Origin of the sequence: Wocania arenilitoris, assembly GCF_021728535.1 — a bacterium.
Classification (GTDB): Bacteria; Bacteroidota; Bacteroidia; order Flavobacteriales; family Flavobacteriaceae; genus Wocania_A; species Wocania_A arenilitoris.
Genome location: NZ_JAKKDU010000015.1, coordinates 80,919 through 98,888 on the forward strand (window position 1 = coordinate 80,919; position 17,970 = coordinate 98,888).

14 protein-coding genes and 1 pseudogene are annotated in these 17,970 nt (G+C 31.6%); 9 read left to right on the top strand and 6 right to left on the bottom strand.

Annotated elements, in window-relative coordinates; genetic code table 11:
- Positions 1-67: 67 nt before the first annotated feature.
- The 3 genes from L3X37_RS12540 to recR form a co-directional block, all read right to left on the bottom strand.
- The gene (locus L3X37_RS12540) at positions 68-1,378 is read right to left on the bottom strand and encodes a dihydrolipoamide acetyltransferase family protein (RefSeq protein ID WP_237240520.1); all 1,311 of its coding nucleotides are present in this window, start codon (positions 1,376-1,378) and stop codon (positions 68-70) included.
- 86 nt (positions 1,379-1,464) lie between these two features.
- Complete coding sequence (locus L3X37_RS12545; RefSeq protein WP_237240521.1) at positions 1,465-2,565, bottom strand: glycosyltransferase family 2 protein; 1,101 nt, start codon at positions 2,563-2,565, stop codon at positions 1,465-1,467.
- A gap of 9 nt (positions 2,566-2,574) precedes the next feature.
- Positions 2,575-3,192 (bottom strand): recombination mediator RecR, encoded by a 618-nt coding sequence (recR, locus tag L3X37_RS12550; protein ID WP_237240522.1) that lies wholly within the window; start codon positions 3,190-3,192, stop codon positions 2,575-2,577.
- Between the two features lie 83 nt (positions 3,193-3,275).
- On the opposite strand from recR, the gene L3X37_RS12555 reads away from it, so the two are divergent.
- Entirely contained in the window at positions 3,276-4,736 is a 1,461-nt protein-coding gene (locus tag L3X37_RS12555) for a sodium:solute symporter (RefSeq protein ID WP_237240523.1), read from the top strand.
- On the opposite strand, the gene L3X37_RS12560 is transcribed toward L3X37_RS12555, so the two are convergent.
- A complete protein-coding gene (locus L3X37_RS12560; protein WP_237240524.1) occupies positions 4,707-5,069 on the bottom strand; it encodes a CoA-binding protein in 363 nt (120 codons plus the stop codon). The two genes, L3X37_RS12555 and L3X37_RS12560, sit on opposite strands and share 30 nt — an antisense overlap.
- Positions 5,070-5,173: 104 nt before the next feature.
- On the opposite strand from L3X37_RS12560, the gene L3X37_RS12565 reads away from it, so the two are divergent.
- Positions 5,174-7,651 (top strand): TonB-dependent receptor, encoded by a 2,478-nt coding sequence (locus L3X37_RS12565; protein ID WP_237240525.1) that lies wholly within the window; start codon positions 5,174-5,176, stop codon positions 7,649-7,651.
- Positions 7,652-8,120: 469 nt separating this feature from the next.
- On the opposite strand, the gene L3X37_RS12570 is transcribed toward L3X37_RS12565, so the two are convergent.
- The gene (locus tag L3X37_RS12570; RefSeq protein ID WP_237240526.1) at positions 8,121-9,125 is read right to left on the bottom strand and encodes a 3-oxoacyl-ACP synthase III family protein; all 1,005 of its coding nucleotides are present in this window, start codon (positions 9,123-9,125) and stop codon (positions 8,121-8,123) included.
- A gap of 140 nt (positions 9,126-9,265) precedes the next feature.
- Between L3X37_RS12570 and L3X37_RS12575 the strand changes: the two are divergent.
- Both L3X37_RS12575 and htpG read left to right on the top strand, forming a co-directional pair.
- Positions 9,266-9,819 (top strand): annotated as a pseudogene (locus tag L3X37_RS12575) (alpha/beta hydrolase family protein); the annotation flags it as partial.
- Between the two features lie 228 nt (positions 9,820-10,047).
- Positions 10,048-11,958, top strand: coding sequence for a molecular chaperone HtpG (htpG, locus tag L3X37_RS12580; protein WP_237240527.1), 1,911 nt, complete (start codon positions 10,048-10,050; stop codon positions 11,956-11,958).
- Positions 11,959-12,094: 136 nt separating this feature from the next.
- Here the strand turns inward: htpG and L3X37_RS12585 are convergent, their stop codons facing one another.
- Positions 12,095-13,162, bottom strand: a complete 1,068-nt coding sequence (locus tag L3X37_RS12585) for a tyrosine-type recombinase/integrase (protein WP_237240528.1) — start codon at positions 13,160-13,162, stop codon at positions 12,095-12,097.
- Positions 13,163-13,619: 457 nt separating this feature from the next.
- Here L3X37_RS12585 and L3X37_RS12590 point away from each other — a divergent pair, with 457 nt between their 5' ends.
- From L3X37_RS12590 to L3X37_RS12610, 5 genes are all read left to right on the top strand, one after another.
- Entirely contained in the window at positions 13,620-13,811 is a 192-nt protein-coding gene (locus L3X37_RS12590) for a hypothetical protein (RefSeq protein WP_237240529.1), read from the top strand.
- A gap of 60 nt (positions 13,812-13,871) precedes the next feature.
- Positions 13,872-14,405: a hypothetical protein gene (locus L3X37_RS12595; protein ID WP_237240530.1), complete on the top strand. Its 534-nt coding sequence runs from the start codon at positions 13,872-13,874 to the stop codon at positions 14,403-14,405.
- Between the two features lie 148 nt (positions 14,406-14,553).
- Entirely contained in the window at positions 14,554-15,153 is a 600-nt protein-coding gene (locus L3X37_RS12600; RefSeq protein WP_237240531.1) for an FEKKY domain-containing protein, read from the top strand.
- Between the two features lie 221 nt (positions 15,154-15,374).
- A complete protein-coding gene (locus L3X37_RS12605) occupies positions 15,375-15,785 on the top strand; it encodes a hypothetical protein (RefSeq protein WP_237240532.1) in 411 nt (136 codons plus the stop codon).
- Between the two features lie 172 nt (positions 15,786-15,957).
- The gene (locus tag L3X37_RS12610) at positions 15,958-17,694 is read left to right on the top strand and encodes a hypothetical protein (protein ID WP_237240533.1); all 1,737 of its coding nucleotides are present in this window, start codon (positions 15,958-15,960) and stop codon (positions 17,692-17,694) included.
- The last annotated feature ends 276 nt before the right edge of the window (positions 17,695-17,970 follow it).

The window sequence follows — 17,970 nt, forward strand, 5'->3', positions numbered from 1 at the left end:
AAGGTATTAAACTTGTTAAAGTGAGAAAAAATAAAAGAGGCTATCTTAAATATTGTTTTATTAATTTTCATATTTCTCTATCACTATCCCAAGCTTCTAAATAATCTTTAACTGCTTTTACAAATTGCCCTCCTAAAGCACCATTTACAACACGGTGGTCGTAAGAATGCGATAAAAACATTTTATAACGAATACCAATAAAATCACCTTCTGAAGTTTCGATAACTGCTGGTACTTTACGTATAGCTCCTAATGCCAAAATACCTACCTGTGGTTGATTGATAATTGGTGTTCCCATAATGCTACCAAATGTGCCCACGTTAGTAACTGTATAAGTGCCACCTTGAATATCGTCTGGTTTTAATTGATTTAAACGCGCTCTATTTGCTAAATCGTTAACCTGCTTGGTCATACCAACTAAATTAAGCTGGTCTGCATTTTTTATAACAGGTACAATTAAATTACCATCTGGTAAAGCCGCAGCCATACCCAAATTAATATTTTTCTTTTTTATAATAGTATCGCCCTTTACGGAAATATTCATCATTGGAAAATCACGCAGTGCTTTGGCAATGGCTTCCATAAAAATTGGGGTAAAGGTTAGGTTTTCTCCTTCGCGCTTCATAAAACCATCTTTAACTTTCTTTCTCCAATTCCAAATTTTAGTTACATCGGCTTCTATAAAACTTTGTACATGCGCTGAAGTTTGAATAGATTCAACCATATGATGTGCAACAAGTTTGCCCATTCTGGTCATTTCAATAATCTCATCTTCACCACTTGCAATTACAGGTACTGGTACTGTTTTTTGTTGTGGCTCCGCTTTTACAACTGGTTTTGTAGATGCCTTTTCTACCTTAGTAGAACCTCTATTTTCTAAATAAGCTAAAATATCATTTTTAGTAACGCGTCCGTCTTTTCCTGAACCTGTAATGGTGTCTAATTCATTTTGAATAATCCCTTCTTGTTTGGCTATGCTCTTTACCAAAGGCGAATAAAAACGTCCTTTAGCAGAACTAATTGAAGTTACCTCATCTTTTGCAACAGATATTGTTTGTGCTACAGCTTCAACTGCTACTCTTTCCTTATTTTCACTTTCAGTAACTACCTCTCTTTGAGTATCAGAAACATCATCTCCTTCAGTTTCTATAACGGCAATAACTTGACCTACTTGTACAACATCATCAACATTAAAACGTTTTTCTATTAAAACACCATCAACCTCACTGGGTACTTCGCTATCAACTTTATCTGTTGCTATTTCTAACACAGCTTCATCCATTTCTATAGTGTCTCCAACTTCTTTTAACCAAGACGTTATTGTTGCTTCTGCAACAGATTCACCCATTTTTGGTAATTTAAGTTCAAACTTTGCCATTTCAATAATATAATTCTTGTATTTTAATTTTAGTTTGCAAAATTAATAAAAAATAGACTATTTTTTTAAATTATCTACAATAATAATTATTCCAAAATAATAATTTCTCCCCTACTTGTTGCATCATTACTACCTAATATAAAATTAGAATTTTCAGGTAATATTTTATAGGTTATAGATTTGATTTTATTAACATTTTCAATCATACTAATAATTCTTTTATAACCCAATACTTTAGCATCAAATATAACTTCTGTATGCTTTTGAATTGTAATTAAATCTGATTTTAAAATCACATCTTTCTTTAATGCAAATTTAAGCTTTTCGTTACTCTTATCAGAAATAAAAACATATTCTTCTATAGGTGTCTCTTTTTTAACTGGTGTTTTTCTAAATACATAAGCCAATTTAATACCAAACCAAACCAATACATCTACCAACCAATTCTTTTGAAAGTGTTTTTTATAAAATATTTGCATAGCACTATAAAAACGATGCGCATAAAATCTGTCTCTTAAAGTACTTTCTCCTTTAAAATGAATAATTGTAGTATCAGAATAATAGTAATTATCATAGCCTTTTTTTAAAATTTTATATGATAAATCGATGTCTTCTCCATACATAAAATAATCTTCATCAAAACCATTTACTTTATTATAAATGTCTCGTTTCATAAACATAAAAGCTCCAACTAATATATCAACTTTTCCTGTTTCGTTTTCATTTAAATGATTTACATAATAATCTTTAGAATTACCTAATAATTTTTTTAAGGCTACTTTTACATAAGGAATATTTCGTTTACTTTCTGGTAAAAAATCGCCTGCTCCATTTATTAGCTTACATCCTACAATACCTAATTTTTCTTTATTTTGAACAAACTGTAACAGTTTAGAAAAAGTATCTTCTGCAACAACTGTATCTGGATTTAATATACAAATGTATTCGCCCTTGGACTGTAAAACACCTATATTATTCCCTTTTGAAAAACCAATATTTTTTTTATTTTCAATGAGTTTTACATTTGGAAATAAGGCTTTTACCATGCTACAACTGCTATCTTCAGAATTATTATCTACCACAATAATTTCTGCATCAATGTTTAAAATAGCAGCTTGTACACTTTTTAAACAGAGTTGTAAAAAGTAATGCACATTGTAATTAAGTATGACAACTGAAAGCTTCAAATTGAGAGATTATAATTTTAAAGAGGTTTCAAACGGAATTCTATTTACAATACTTCTTCCTAACGTAATTTCATCGGCATACTCTAGTTCATCGCCAACCGAAATACCCCTTGCAATAGTTGATGTTACAACATTATACTCTTGAATTTGTTTATAAATATAAAAATTGGTGGTATCTCCTTCCATAGTAGAACTTAACGCAAAAATAAGCTCTTTAACATCACCTTGCTTTACTTTTGCAACTAATGTTTTAATATTCAAATCGTGTGGTCCAATGCCATCTATTGGAGATATTTTTCCACCTAAAACGTGGTAAAGCCCCCTAAAAGAACTTGTGTTTTCAATAGCCATTACATCTTTAACATCTTCAACCACACAAATAATGGTTTCGTTTCTATTTGGGTTTGCACATATTTCGCATAAATTAACATCACTAATATTATGGCAAGATTTACAAAACCTTATTGTATTACGCATAGTTTGTAATGCTTGTGAAAGTGCAGTAGTTTGCTCTTTAGGTTGCCTTAATAAATGCAACACTAAACGCAATGCAGTGCGTTTACCAACCCCTGGTAATTGAGACATTTCGTTAACAGCACGCTCTAATAATTTAGAAGAAAACTCCATGGTTGCGAATTTACTATTTATTCTGAACTTGTTTTAAAATCTTATTAACTTTTACGTATTTTGTGAATTGAAAACAACTTTATATGACTGCTGCACAAATTCTTTTACTTATTGCTGGCTATTTTGGCTTACTCATTATAATATCTTATTTAACTGGAAAAGACGACAGTAACGATGTGTTTTTTAAAGCTAAAAAGCAATCACCTTGGTATTTGGTAGCTTTTGGAATGATTGGAGCTTCTCTTTCTGGAGTAACTTTTATATCAGTACCAGGAATGATTGGCGGTCAAGAATTTGCCTACATGCAAGGTGTTTTTGGTTTTTTCGTTGGTTATTTATTCATCTTATTAATACTACTTCCATTATATTATAAGCTAAATGTCACATCTATCTATCAATATTTAGAGCAACGTTTTGGAAAGGTAAGTTATAAAACAGGTGCTTTTTTCTTCTTACTTTCTAGAGTAACTGGTGCTTCATTTAGATTGTATCTAGTAGCTCTATCAATGCAGTATATTGTTTTTGAACAACTAGGGGTTCCTTTTTGGTTAACTGTTGTGGTTTCTATTGCTTTAATTTGGCTATACACTAATAGAGGTGGTATAAAAACTATTATTTGGACTGACACTTTACAAACATTAGCAATGCTAGTTTCAGTTGCGGTTGGTATTTATTTGATAAACCAAAAATTAGATTTTACAGTATTTAGTATGTTGCAATCTGAATCGTTTTCAGCAAAAAGTCAGATTTTCTTTTTCGATGATCCAAATGCTACAACTTATTTCTGGAAATACTTTATTGGCGGCATTTTTATAGCTATCGCCATGACTGGTTTAGATCAAGATATGATGCAAAAAAATTTAACTTGTAAAAACAAAAAAGAAGCCCAAAAAAATATGTTTACTATGGCTGCTTTAGTAGTTGTTGTAAATTTTGCCTTTTTATCCCTTGGTGCTTTATTATTTATATACGCCGATAAATTTAACTTACAAATACCTGTTGTTAACAATATTACAAGAACCGATTTGTTGTTTCCAGAAATTGCCATGAACCAAGGTTTGGGTGCTGCCTTATCTGTAACGTTTCTTATTGGTTTAATTGCTGCTGCTTATAGTAGTGCAGATAGCGCATTAACATCATTAACCACTTCGTTTTCTGTAGATTTTTTAAACATTCAAAAAAGACCACAAGCAGAACAAAAACCTCTGCGTAAAAAAGTGCATATTGCTGTTTCTTTTTTACTTATAATTGTTGTTATTATTTTTAACAATCTTGAGGGCAATGTGGTTAACAATTTATTCAAATTTGCTACTTATACATATGGCCCGTTATTAGGGTTATTCGCTTTTGGTATTTTAACTAAGCGCCTAATAAAAGACAAATATGCGTGGATTGTTGCTATTTTTTCTATTATCATTAGCCTTGTAATAACGTCTTTACCAGAAAGTGTTTTAGGTGCTTATAAGTTTCATTGGGAAATTTTACCACTAAATGGGCTTATTACGTATTTAGGTTTAATACTGATTAGTAGAAAGCAAAACTAAAGTACAAGCTGCTTCAAAATCAATATTGTTTTCTTTCAATATTTTATAAAACCCTGGGTTTTCTGTTCCTGGGTTAAAAATTACACGTTTGGGTTTTAAAGACACTAAATAGTCGTAATAATATCTTTGTTGCTTAGGGTTTAAATACAACGTTACTGTATTAATATCTGTATATTGTCTTAATTCGACATCAATATTTATCCCTGCAACTTCTCCTGCTCTCAAACCAAAAGCTAAAACCCTAAAACCTTTATTTACAAGCTTTTGAATTACAAAATTAGAATACCTATTTGGCTTTAACGAAGCTCCAAATACCAATGTTTTTTTACTCATATGTTAAAAAGATGTTAATACTTGTAAATATAGTAACATAATTCAAGATTAAGCGTCTACTTAATATCATTAAATAATCAATCAAAAAAACAAACAGAGTTCGAATGAAAAATTTATTTTTCGTGTGCTTATTATTATTTTCAATAGTCGCACAAGCACACACAACAGACCCAGAAAATAACGCCGACAAAACGGGTACAATCTCAGGAACAGTATTAGATGCCAAATTAAAGCAGCCCTTACCTTATGTAAATGTTATTATTAAAAACACTTCAGGCGAAATACTAACTGGTGGTATTACTTTAGATGATGGTTCTTTTGAAATTAAAAATATAGCCGAAGGGAAAGTAAAAGTTAATATTCAATACATAGGATATAAAGCCATTACTAAAAATGTTACTATTGGTAAAGAAAACTACAAAGTAAATCTTGGTAATATTTTGTTAGAAGAAGAAGTTGAAGGTTTAGATGAGGTAACAGTAATAGCAGAAGTCTCTACAATACAACAAAAGGTAGACAGAAAGATAATTACTGTTGGAAAAGACTTAACTACTGCAGGAGCTACAGCTAGTGATATTATGAATAACATCCCTTCTGTAAACGTAGACCAACAAACAGGCAATATTAGCTTACGCGGTAACGAAAATGTAAGAGTAATGATAGATGGTAAATTAAGCAATGTACCTGTTGCACAATTACTTAAACAAATTCCGTCTACTTCTATTAAATCGATTGAATTGATTACCAACCCCTCTGCAAAATACAATCCTGAAGGCATGAGTGGTATAATAAATATTAAGCTTCATAAAAATACGCAAATTGGTTTTAATGGAAACATAAATTTTGGGTTAACCAAAGAAATATTTGCCAAATTTAATAGCTCTGTCGACTTGAATTACCGCAACGGAAAATTCAACTTTTATGGCAATTATGGAAATAATATTGGTAAATACGACAACTTTGGAGGCATAAACCGTTTAGATGATAATTCGCGTCAAGATTTTAAATTTGGCAACAATAACAAATCCCACCTATACAAATTTGGTGTTGATTTTTACGTAAACGATAAAAATACCATCTCGCTTTTTACCAATCAAAACACCTTTTCTGGTGATGGCTTTGGCAATACACTTATTACATTTCCCTCACTATCTCAACGGCAATTGTTTAACAATATAAGTGAGAATAGATCTAGTCAATATAATGTAGTCTACAAACATAAATTTTCTAACGAAGATGAAACTTTAGATATTGAGATAGATTATAACGATTTTAATAGCGATGAAGATGCTAACTTTAATTTTATTAACTTTAGTTTTCCTCCAAGCTATAGCGATTTTGTAGACACCAACCGAGGTCAAACTACTATAAACATAGATTATGTAAACCCATTAAATGAGGAGTCTAAACTAGAGATAGGCATAGAAGCACGTTTATTTAGCACAGATGTCGATTATACGTCTACAGGACAAAGTTTTTCTAGTTCTGGAAACATTATTCAAACTCCAAGCACTGATTTTGAGTACAATCGGGATATTTATTCTGCATATACAACTTACAGCAAAAGTTTTAAAAAATGGAGCTACCAAGTTGGTGCCCGTATAGAAACTGTTACCGAAGACGCCAATGCGTTTAGAGCATTTAATAACAATACTAATGAAACCATCCCTTTTAAAAATGATTACTTTCAAGTATACCCATCAATATTTATAAGTTACGAAGCCTCAGATAAAAACACATATCAAGTTAGTGCAAGTCGTCGGGTAGATCGCCCAGGGTTACAACAAGTAAACCCAATTCGAGAATGGAGTACACCTAGGGTTTCTTCCTACGGAAATACAGAATTACAACCACAATTTACAAACTCTATTGAAGCAAACTATACACGTAAATTAGAAAAAGGTAGTATAACTGGCGGTGTGTTTTTTAGAATTATTGAAGATAACATTAATAGATATGTGCGAATTGACAGAACCGATATTACTTCTGGAAATGTTATTTTATCTTATAACAACTTTAATAACACCACAGCATATGGTATAGAACTATCTAGCAATTACCGCCCAACAAAATGGTGGAGTTTAAATGGTAGTTTTGATTTATACTCGCAAGAACAAACAGGTATAACAGAGTTTATTGATAACTCAGATATCCAAAATGCAACGATTAATGATATTAAAACAAATAAAACTACGGTAAATAACATTGCTTGGAATTTAAGAGTATTTAACAACTTTAAGGCTTCTAAAAAATTAAGCTTTTCTTTATTTGCTATGTATCGTGGGCAAGAAAAAGGAGTACAATTTACTAGAGAACCTATGGTGATGCTAAATACAGGAATGCGTTACAGTTTTCTTGAAAACAATAGAGCAACATTTAGCTTTAATTACAGTGACATTTTAAATAGTATGAAATTTGAATTTGAAGCAAGAAGTCCTTTTCCTAGTAATGGTATCTTTAATTGGGAAAGCAACACATGGAATATTGCTTTATCATACAGGTTTGGCGGTGGCAAATACAAGGCCTTAACAAGAAAACAACGTGATAACAACGAAAAGTCTGGCGGCGGAGGCTTTCTGTAAAAATAATTTAATTACCTGCATAATAGTTGATGGTTAGTGTTAATGCACGGTTATTAAATAAGAAAACCCAAAGGAGATATCTTTTGGGTTTTTGTTTATCTATTTGTTAATACATTTTGTAAAAAAAAAATGTTAAAACTGTTAAAACTATAGTGTTTAATGCAATAAAAATTAAAATTAAACGTTATAAATATAGGGCGAAAAAGTAATTATTTTAAGAGTTAGTCACCTTCATTTAACAAAATTTTCGTTAATCATGACTTCACATGATTAAAAAACCTAAGTTGTTAATATTAAAGTTGTTAAAAAATATAATAAAATTAAATCCTCTTTAACGTCATTTAAATACAGTTTATCAAGTTTAGCTTAGCGAAACCAATGTTGCTTATTAGGGTGTTAAAATATTTTGACAGGCTTTATATGACAAAAAAATTACTTTTAAGACAACCTCTACTTTTGTTTTAACATATTACCACTTAACAATAGCACTCCCCCATGTAAAGCCACTACCAAAAGCAGCTAAAACAACATTATCTCCAGATTTTATTTTACCTTCTTCCCAAGCTTCTGTTAAAGCAATAATTACGGATGCGGCAGTAGTGTTACCATATTTTTGAATATTATTAAACACCTGATCATCACTTAATGCAAATTTCTTTTGAATAAATTGAGCTATACGCAAATTAGCTTGATGCGGAATAAGCATATCTATATCATCTTTATTTAATCCATTCTTCATTAAACCTTCCATAATAACTTCACTAAAACGCACTACGGCATGTTTAAAAACAAATGTGCCATCCATATATGGAAAATACGACAAATCCTCTTCTTTAGCTTCTAATATTTGAGGCACCCAATGTTTAATACTAGGCGATTCAACAATAAGTTTATCGGCATACTTACCTTCACTATGTAAATGGGTAGACAATATTCCTTTTGATGTATCTTCTTCTCTCGATAGAACACAGGCACCGGCTCCATCACCAAAAATAACTGTAACACCTCGACCTCTAGTTGTTTTATCTAACCCATTAGAATGGTACTCTGCACCAACAACCAAAATATTTTTGTACATGCCTGTTTTTATAAATTGATCGGCAACCGAAATAGCATATATAAAACCAGAACATTGATTTCTAATATCAATAGCTCCAATATTTTTTAAACCTAGTAGTTCTTGTATTTGCACACCGCATCCTGGAAAATAATAATCTGGTGTCATAGTTGCAAATACAATAAAATCGATATCGTCATTTGAAAGTCCAGAACGTTCTATAGCTATTTTAGAAGCTTTTGCACCCATAACTGCAGATGTATCATCGGTGCCTTCTTTTATCCAGCGGCGTTCTTTTATACCTGTTCGCTCTTGTATCCAAGCATCATTTGTATCCATCATTTTGGATAAATCATCATTTGTAACCACATGCTCAGGAACATACTTACCTAAACCTATTATTTTTGAGTTATACATAATTTATATTTTTGATAAACATAAAATTACAAATTATGAACTTAATAAAACCAAAAGCTTTAAACAAATATTAATTCACACATTTTTACAAATAACCTCTTATACTTTATTAACACTTTTATAACTTTTTAATTTTTTTTAAAGAACCCAACGACAGTTTTAGGGCTCAACTTGTTGCTAATGGAAAAGCTGCAATTGATGCTGTTGACAATCTGGGATATATTGACAGAACTAGAGTAACCGTTGGCGGACATTCTTAAGGCGCATTTATGGTTGCTAACCTTTTATTGCATTCAAATCTTTTGCTGCAGGAATTGCCAGAAGCGGAGCCTATAACCGTACATTAACACCTTTTGGTTTCCAAAGTGAAGAGTGCAGCTATTGGGAAGCACCAGAAGTTTATTATACCATGTCTCCATTTATGCATGCCGACAAAATGAAAACACCTATGCTTTTAATACATGGCGAAGCCGATAATAATTCGGGCACATACCCTCTACAAAGCGAGCGCTATTTTAATGCATTACAAGGCCTTGGAGCTCCAGTAAGGTTAGTAATGCTACCAAAAGAAAGCCACGGCTACAGAGCTAGAGAATCTGTAATGCACTTACTTTGGGAACAAGACCAATGGCTTGAAGAATACGTAAAAAATAAGCCAAGTGTTACAACACAAAAAGAAACATTGAAAAAATAATTCATTTAAAAAGGCTGTATTAAAAGTAATTTTTTGTCATATAAAGCCTGTCATAATATTTTAACACCCTAATAAGCAACATTAGTTTCGACAAGCTCAACCTATAAATTGAATTACAATAATTTTTAAGGCAGCCTATTTTTTATGCCAACTTGTCATTAAAACATAGTTGGCATTTTTGTTGTCTAGTAATGTAGCAAACAATATATAACATAAAATTTACATATTATGACAAAAGGAAATATTAATGTTTCGGTAGAGAATATCTTTCCTCTCATTAAAAAATTCTTGTATAGCGATCACGAAATATTTTTACGCGAGCTAATTAGTAATGCCACAGACGCTACTTTAAAATTAAAACATTTAACCAATATTGGTGATGCTAAAGTTGAATATGGCAATCCGCAAATTGAAGTTAAAATAGATAAAGAAGGCAAAAAACTTCATATTATCGATCAGGGTTTAGGAATGACAGCTAATGAGGTTGAAAAATACATTAATCAAGTTGCGTTTTCTGGAGCTGAAGAGTTTTTAGATAAATACAAAGACTCTGCTAAAGATTCTGGAATTATTGGGCATTTTGGTTTAGGCTTTTATTCTGCATTTATGGTTGCTGAAAAAGTTGAAATCATTACAAAATCTTATAAAGATGAACCTGCAGCACATTGGACGTGCGATGGCTCGCCAGAGTTTACTTTAGTTGAAGCCGACAAAAAAGACAGAGGCACAGAAATTATTCTTCATATTACCGATGATGACAAAGAGTTTTTAGAAGAAGCCCGTATTCGTGAGTTATTATTAAAGTACAATAAGTTTATGCCTGTTGCAATTAAGTTTGGAACAAAGGAAATAAACGACCCAGATTTTACGCCTAAAACCACAAAAGATAAAGACGGTAAAGAAACTACAGAACCGCATAAACAAATTACAGTTGATAATATTATTAACAATCCAAATCCTGCGTGGACTAAACAGCCAACAGATTTGAAAGATGAAGATTACAGTGGTTTTTACAGAGAGTTGTACCCAATGCAATTTGAAGAGCCGTTATTTAATATTCATTTAAATGTAGATTATCCGTTTAATTTAACTGGGATTTTGTATTTCCCAAAAATGACAAACGATTTAAACATTCAAAAAGATAAAATTCAACTGTACCAAAATCAGGTTTTTGTAACCGATAATGTTGAGGGTATTGTACCAGAATTTTTAACCATGTTGCGTGGTGTAATTGATTCTCCAGATATTCCTTTAAACGTATCGCGTAGTTATTTACAAGCCGATGGTGCTGTAAAAAAGATTTCATCTTACATTACCAGAAAAGTAGCCGATAAACTAAAATCTTTGTTTAATAATAACCGCGAAGATTTTGAAGCCAAATGGAATGATATTAAAATTGTTATTGAGTACGGTATGCTTTCTGAAGAAAAATTCTTTGAAAAAGCTGATGCCTTTGCATTATACCCAACCGTAGATGGCAAATATTACACTTACGAAGAGCTTTACAACAAAATTAAAGCAAAACAAACCGATAAAGATGACAAGCTAGTTATACTTTATACTTCAAATAAAGACGAGCAGCATAGTTATATTGAAGCAGCTAAAGCCAAGGGGTATGAGGTTTTACTTTTAGATTCGCCAATAGTATCGCATTTAATGCAAAAGTTAGAAACCACTAAAGAGAAGATTTCTTTTGCACGTGTTGATGCCGATCATATTGATAAAATTATTCAAAAAGACGAAAACAAAATTTCTAAGCTAGACGAAGATCAAACTAAAGCATTAGACGAGCTTTTAAAAGCCGTTATTCCTTCTGAAAAATTTACGATTCAATTAGAACCTATGGATAGCGATGCTGCTCCTTTTATGATTACGCAACCAGAATTTATGCGCAGAATGAAAGAAATGCAAGCTACTGGCGGCGGCGGAATGAATATGTTTGGTAACATGCCCGAAATGTACAACCTTGTTGTAAATACCAACTCTGAATTGGTTGGCGAAATTTTAGGCACTAAAACCAAAAAGAAACAAGAACGTTTAATAAACCAAAGCTTAGATTTAGCGCGATTATCTCAAGGTTTGCTTAAAGGTGAAGAATTAACAAACTTTATTAAGCGTAGCTACGATATGATAAAGTAATACCTTTTCTTATTAGATTATGGTATAAAGTTAATTTACAATTAATAATTTTTAAATAGTAAACAAGGCTATCTTGACAATAAGTTTTATGCTATAATAAGCCTATTAAAATATTTTCAAGACAGCCTTTATTTACTTATAATGAATCTAAAGGGCTTTTTATTTTAGACATACTTCTTGGTGTTACTTTGGTATATACCTGGGTCGTTTTAATAGAATTATGCCCCAATAACTCTTGAATAAAACGCATATCTGCTCCAGACTCTAAAAGATGTGTTGCATAACTATGTCGCAAACCATGAATGCCAATTTCTTTTTTTATCCCAGCTTTAATCATAGATTTTTTAAACACTTGCTGTAAACTAGATTTTGCATAGGCACCACCATATTGTCCTTCTAGCAAATATATATTAGGTTTATAGGCTTTGTAATACGCTCTTAATAAGCTTAAAATACTAGTGGGTAATGGCACATAGCGATCTTTTTTTCCTTTAGCCCCTTGTATATGTACAACCATTCGTTTACTATCAATATTGTTTATTTTTAATGCTACGACTTCAGAAACCCTTAAACCCATCCCGTAAGATAACTGTAAAGCCAATTTATGTTTAAGATTGGTTGTAACTCTAAAAAGCTTTTTAATTTCAGTTTTACTTAACATTTTAGGAAGTGTAAGTGGCTTTTTAGGTCTAGGAATATCGAAAAACATTCTAGGTTTGTGTAGTACTTGCTCAAAGAAAAACTTAATAGCATTTATTTTGCCATTCATTTTGCGTTCGCCCATTTTTTCGACCTCAATACAATAAAAAAAATAATCCTTTAAGCGTTTAGGCGACAAATTGCCAACATAAAAATCATCTAATAAATTTAGCAAGTGATTAAACTCAGCCAAATAGATACGTTTTGTGCTAGAGCTATATTTTTTTAGTGTTAGTTGCTTATCTAAATCTAAATAGGCTTTTTGATTTATAGGATGAATTTTAAACACCTTATTTGCAGCATAATTTTTGGCTTTTATATTTAATGCCTCTCTAACAACGGGTAAATCTGGCAAATACCAGGCTTTTTTTGTAGAACTCCATTTGGCTGATGGGAAGCGCTTACGTAAATCATTTATTAAACCTTTATTATAAGGAAACTTAATAAAAACAACCTGTTTTTGTTTATGCTCAGCACATTGAAATGTATAGTTTTTAAAATTCATACAGGCATTTTATATAACAATATTGTAAAAATAATAAAAATGTTATACAAAATACATGACTTAACAACTTCTTTTAAACTAGATATATTGTACGTTTTAAAATAATTAGTATATTTGAAATAAGACATATAAATACAGAGTTATTTATGTGTTGTGTGCCATTTGAAAAAACGACCTATTGACAAAGACAATTCAAATAATATTTAAGCATTACTTAATTGGATTGACCGCCATAATAATTGGAACGTGGATAATTGGAGAAATCCCAAGATGGTATACGATAGAACGAGATCTTATGCAGTGGATTGTTTCCATTCTATCAATTCCGTTAATCGGACTGTTCTTCTCATGGAGGACAAACATCCGACTTCAACGAATTGAACGTAAACTGTATCTCTATTCAGTTCTTATTCTCTTCATGACTTGGATATTGACATTGTATTCAAAAGCGGTTGTCATGGGACTTTACGCGACTTTTGAAAAAGGACAAGAGCAAGTTCTTGAAGCTATTGCAGGATATACAATTTATCAGCTTTGGATTTATGGCGGACTCGGACTAATCCATGGTTTATTAGGCGGAATATTATTGAATTACGACTTGAAAAATAATTTAGAAAAAATAAAAAACGGCACACAACAACGGGTATAGTGCATGCCCTGCGGGACACGCACCATACCCAGAACGTTGTGTGTCATACTGAAAAACTGAATGGAATTAATAATCGCTTTTTTAATCATAATAATTTTAGTTATCGGAATTCCAATTGGAATTTCTTTTTTGATTTACAAGTGGATTAAGAAAAAAGGATTTGACAAAAGATTAAGAATCTTTGCTCTAACTCCAATTTTAATCGTCGGATATTTTATTTATGGAGCAATTTATCCTTCTTCGGACTTTTATAAAACGGACTTTAAAGAAGTCACGAATATGGATTTCCCAAATAGCGGAATAATAAAATATAAAACAGCCTCATATCCTGACCATTTCGGAGATTATACTTCCTCCTTTTTAGCCGAGTTTGAGCAAGCGGACTTAAAAAAACTCGAAAATCAACTAAAAGAAAACGGATTCGAGAAAAAGGAAAATAAAATGCATTCTAACGAACTTGAATACATTGAGCAAAAAAAAGGTAGAAAAAACTACTCAAAACAATATATAAAAGTCACAATTGCTAGTAAGCATTATTCTGTCGGATTTTTGGATGATAATAAATCAATAATTGTAACAAGAGTAAGTTGGTAAAAGTACGAACACACAACACCGGCTATAGTTCATTGCTTCTGACTTTCCTCTCGGAAAGTCCTCGCAAATTTGCTATCTTCGATTTACGGCGGAAAATCCTCGCGGATTTTCACGCAACGAAACCATAGCCAAACACGTTGTGCAACATATGAAAAAACTCATACTGACAATATTATTTCTAAATTCTATAATCGGATTTTCACAAGAAAAAAGTGAAATACTGATTAAAGGAATTGTATTGTCAGAAGTCAACGGAAAACCTCTTGAGAATGCTTATATAAGTTATAAATCGAGATATAGATATTCAATGACAAACGAAAAAGGAGAATTTGAATATCGATACAAAATTCGAGAAAGAGATAGTTTGGAAACTATTGAATTAACAGCTTTAGGATATGAAAATATTGATACAATAATCCGAGTTGACAAGCCAAAAGAATACGTGTTTGAATTTGTTATGAAACCAAGATTTGGACTAAACCGAGAAAAAGCACTTGCAGACATCGAAAATGGAGAAATAAATATATTGGAATCAAGTGGAATCGCACCTGTATTTTATAAATCTGACTCAAAATTTGCGAAAAAATATAACGTCAATTTTGTTGAGTATGGCTGTGAAGCAATTGCAGAGGAAAGTCTCTATGAATATAACAGAACAGTTTTCGAGTATTTGGACAAAAAATACGGAAAGAAATGGAGAAAAAAGATTCGAAAAGACATTGTTGGACTTAATGAGAAAAATGAATAAAATACGTTGCACAACAATGTATAACCGCAATTACGGCGGATTCGACTACGTCCGAATCCACTCGGAATTGCTAAAGCCAGTTCTAAACCGAAAATTAACGCATATTAACCCGTAACTGACGGTTATACGAGACCGTTGTGCGTCATTTTGACCCATCCTGAATAAAATAATTAAAGAAAACATCAACCTTTAAAGAATTTAAAAAAATAAGCCGAAAATCTATGAAAAAAATAATTATAATCGCATTATCACTTTTAACAATTGCCTGTACTAAAATCAAAAATAAGGAATCAATAATATTAAATGGAAAATATTCTATAGTGGATTTTAGAATGACGCCTGAATTCTCAAAAGACTCAATTGGAAAAAAAGAATTAATGACAATTTTAAATAATAGTAAATATAAATTTGACTTTTCGGAAATTGACTCAATTGTTCGAATTGACTCTGAATTTGGAATGAAATATTTTGGAGACTCAATTTTCGAATATAAAATTGATAATAAATTTATTGCACTGAAGAATCCTGATAAAAAAATAAATCTTCCATATAGAAATGACAAAGGAATTATTAGATTATTAGTTAATCAAAAGGGAATTGAATTGTTTTCAATAATACCTAAAAAGGAATAAAAAACGAACGCACAACACCGTATAAAAATAATTGCGGCTTAGTGCTAAAACAAAGGTAGTTGCGTGTTTGCTACATCTGATTTTCCTTCGGAAAATCCTCGCACGCAAACCCGCAACTATTCTTATACATAAACGTTAGGTGCAAGCCGAAAAAACCAACCAGTCAAAATTTATGATTAGGATAATTGAAATTGAAAACATAAAAGGAATTGACCAAAAAACCTTTGAACTTGGAATCTATCCTAACAAACCAAGTCTACTTGTTGCACCAAATGGATTTGGAAAAAGCTCGTTAGCTACCGCATTTAATTCAATGAATAGCAGAAGGATTACACTTGCGGAAGATGATTTACACGCTGAAAATGTTGCAAATCTACCACGAATAGCAATTGAATACACAGATGTAAATGGAACAACACATAATTTAGAGGCAACTAATAATTCTAATACGATAAGCTCGCATTTTGACTATTTCGTGATAAATAACTTAACTAAACCAAAAGGAATTGGTTCACGTTTTGGTAATGCAACAGCAAGGTTAGAAATAAAGGATGTTGTTTTAGTTGATAGAATTCCTGCAAATACTCAATTCGGTTATTCTTATAGAAATAATCAAGTTGATTTCGGTAATTGTGGTAAAGTTCTTCCAAATGCAAATTCTGTTTTAACAAATTTGGTTTTGGTAGAAAAATTGAGTGAGAACTACCTAGCATTGCAGCGTGCAAATGGAAATAGAATACAACAAAGGCTAAATCTTATAATCGACTCAATAAATGCTCAAGATTCGGGAGCAACAGCTAACGTCTTAAATAATTGGGTTTCTCTAAACTGTCTAGACGACTTAAAACAGATTGACTATTTAAACACAATTGGGGATTTAATTAATGAATTTGATATTGGTTATAATTGTGAAACCAAAAGCTATTTGGCAGCTATTCAAATAATTTCACTTTATAACAACGACCCAAATAATTTTAAAGCCGCTTGTACTTTTAGTAATTACCGGTTAGACAAGCAACGCTTTGACCAAACTCTTACAACTTTCAATTGTACTTGGAGAAATATTAGCACAAGTCAAACAGCTGGAAAACTAGTAGTGAAATTTCCACAAGCGATACATATTTCAAATGGTCAAAGGGATATTTTGACATTTATATCAATGCTATTTAGAGCTAAAAGGCATTTAAAAAAGGATGTAAATATTTTAATAATTGATGAAGTATTTGATTATTTAGATGATGCTAATCTAACAGCAGCTCAATATTACATCACTCAATTTATAAAGGATTTCAAACTTGCCGATAAAAAGATTTACCCTTTAATATTGACACATTTGAACCCTAATTATTTTAAAAATTTCACATTTAGTAATCAAAAGGTCTATTATCTAAACAAGTCCACTATTCAAGTTGCTCAAGGACTAATTAACCTTTTGAGAAATAGAGAAGATTTGACCATCAAAGATGATGTGTCTAAGTATTTACTTCATTACGACCCAGGAACTATTAACAAGCGAAATGAATTTAGAGCATTAAACATACCTGAACTTTGGGGAGAAAATGACAATTTCAAAAACCACTTAAACAATGAAGTACAAAACTACTTAACCGACCAACCTTACGACCCTTTTGCTGTATGTGGTGGTTTAAGATTAAGAATAGAAGAAATCGCTTACAACAAACTTCAAAGTCCTGATGCCAGAACTGCCTTTCTAGGTACTCATAAAACTAGAAGTAAATTGGAAAAAGCAGAGGAAATGGGTTTTACCTCACCAGAATCTCACTATTTATTGGGAATCATATATAATGAAGGAATGCATTGGAAGTTGAATCAAGATAATGTTTCACCAATTGCAGCAAAATTGGAAAACCTAACAATCAAAAAATTAATTGCGGACGTGTTCGCTTAAGAGAAATATGGAGAAAGGCCAGCACCTAACAATGTATAAAAATAATAGCGGTTTAATCGCTAAAACAAAAGAAGGTAATAATAAAAAAGGTCTGTGTTTAACCGAAAAGTTAGTGCTTGAAAATCCGCTACTATTCTTATACTAGACCGTTACCTGCAATCTCCCTACTAAAAAATCAGTTGAGTTTTTTTGCTAACGAATCGTATCTTTATGGAGGCTCCTTGTCGAGGCCGGTTTTCGCATTGGTACATTTAAGTCCGACCGCAATCAAGGTTC

Bases quoted from the DNA above. Each gene is read 5' to 3' on its own strand.
- L3X37_RS12555 (WP_237240523.1), top strand. From the start codon at position 3,276: ATGACTGCTGCACAAATTCTTTTACTTATTGCTGGCTATTTTGGCTTA.
- recR (WP_237240522.1), bottom strand. From the start codon at position 3,192: ATGGAGTTTTCTTCTAAATTATTAGAGCGTGCTGTTAACGAAATGTCT.
- L3X37_RS12565 (WP_237240525.1), top strand. From the start codon at position 5,174: ATGAAAAATTTATTTTTCGTGTGCTTATTATTATTTTCAATAGTCGCA.
- L3X37_RS12585 (WP_237240528.1), bottom strand. From the start codon at position 13,162: ATGAATTTTAAAAACTATACATTTCAATGTGCTGAGCATAAACAAAAA.
- L3X37_RS12610 (WP_237240533.1), top strand. From the start codon at position 15,958: ATGATTAGGATAATTGAAATTGAAAACATAAAAGGAATTGACCAAAAA.
- L3X37_RS12560 (WP_237240524.1), bottom strand. From the start codon at position 5,069: ATGAGTAAAAAAACATTGGTATTTGGAGCTTCGTTAAAGCCAAATAGG.
- L3X37_RS12605 (WP_237240532.1), top strand. From the start codon at position 15,375: ATGAAAAAAATAATTATAATCGCATTATCACTTTTAACAATTGCCTGT.
- L3X37_RS12570 (WP_237240526.1), bottom strand. From the start codon at position 9,125: ATGTATAACTCAAAAATAATAGGTTTAGGTAAGTATGTTCCTGAGCAT.
- L3X37_RS12590 (WP_237240529.1), top strand. From the start codon at position 13,620: ATGGGACTTTACGCGACTTTTGAAAAAGGACAAGAGCAAGTTCTTGAA.
- L3X37_RS12595 (WP_237240530.1), top strand. From the start codon at position 13,872: ATGGAATTAATAATCGCTTTTTTAATCATAATAATTTTAGTTATCGGA.
- L3X37_RS12540 (WP_237240520.1), bottom strand. From the start codon at position 1,378: ATGGCAAAGTTTGAACTTAAATTACCAAAAATGGGTGAATCTGTTGCA.
- htpG (WP_237240527.1), top strand. From the start codon at position 10,048: ATGACAAAAGGAAATATTAATGTTTCGGTAGAGAATATCTTTCCTCTC.
- L3X37_RS12600 (WP_237240531.1), top strand. From the start codon at position 14,554: ATGAAAAAACTCATACTGACAATATTATTTCTAAATTCTATAATCGGA.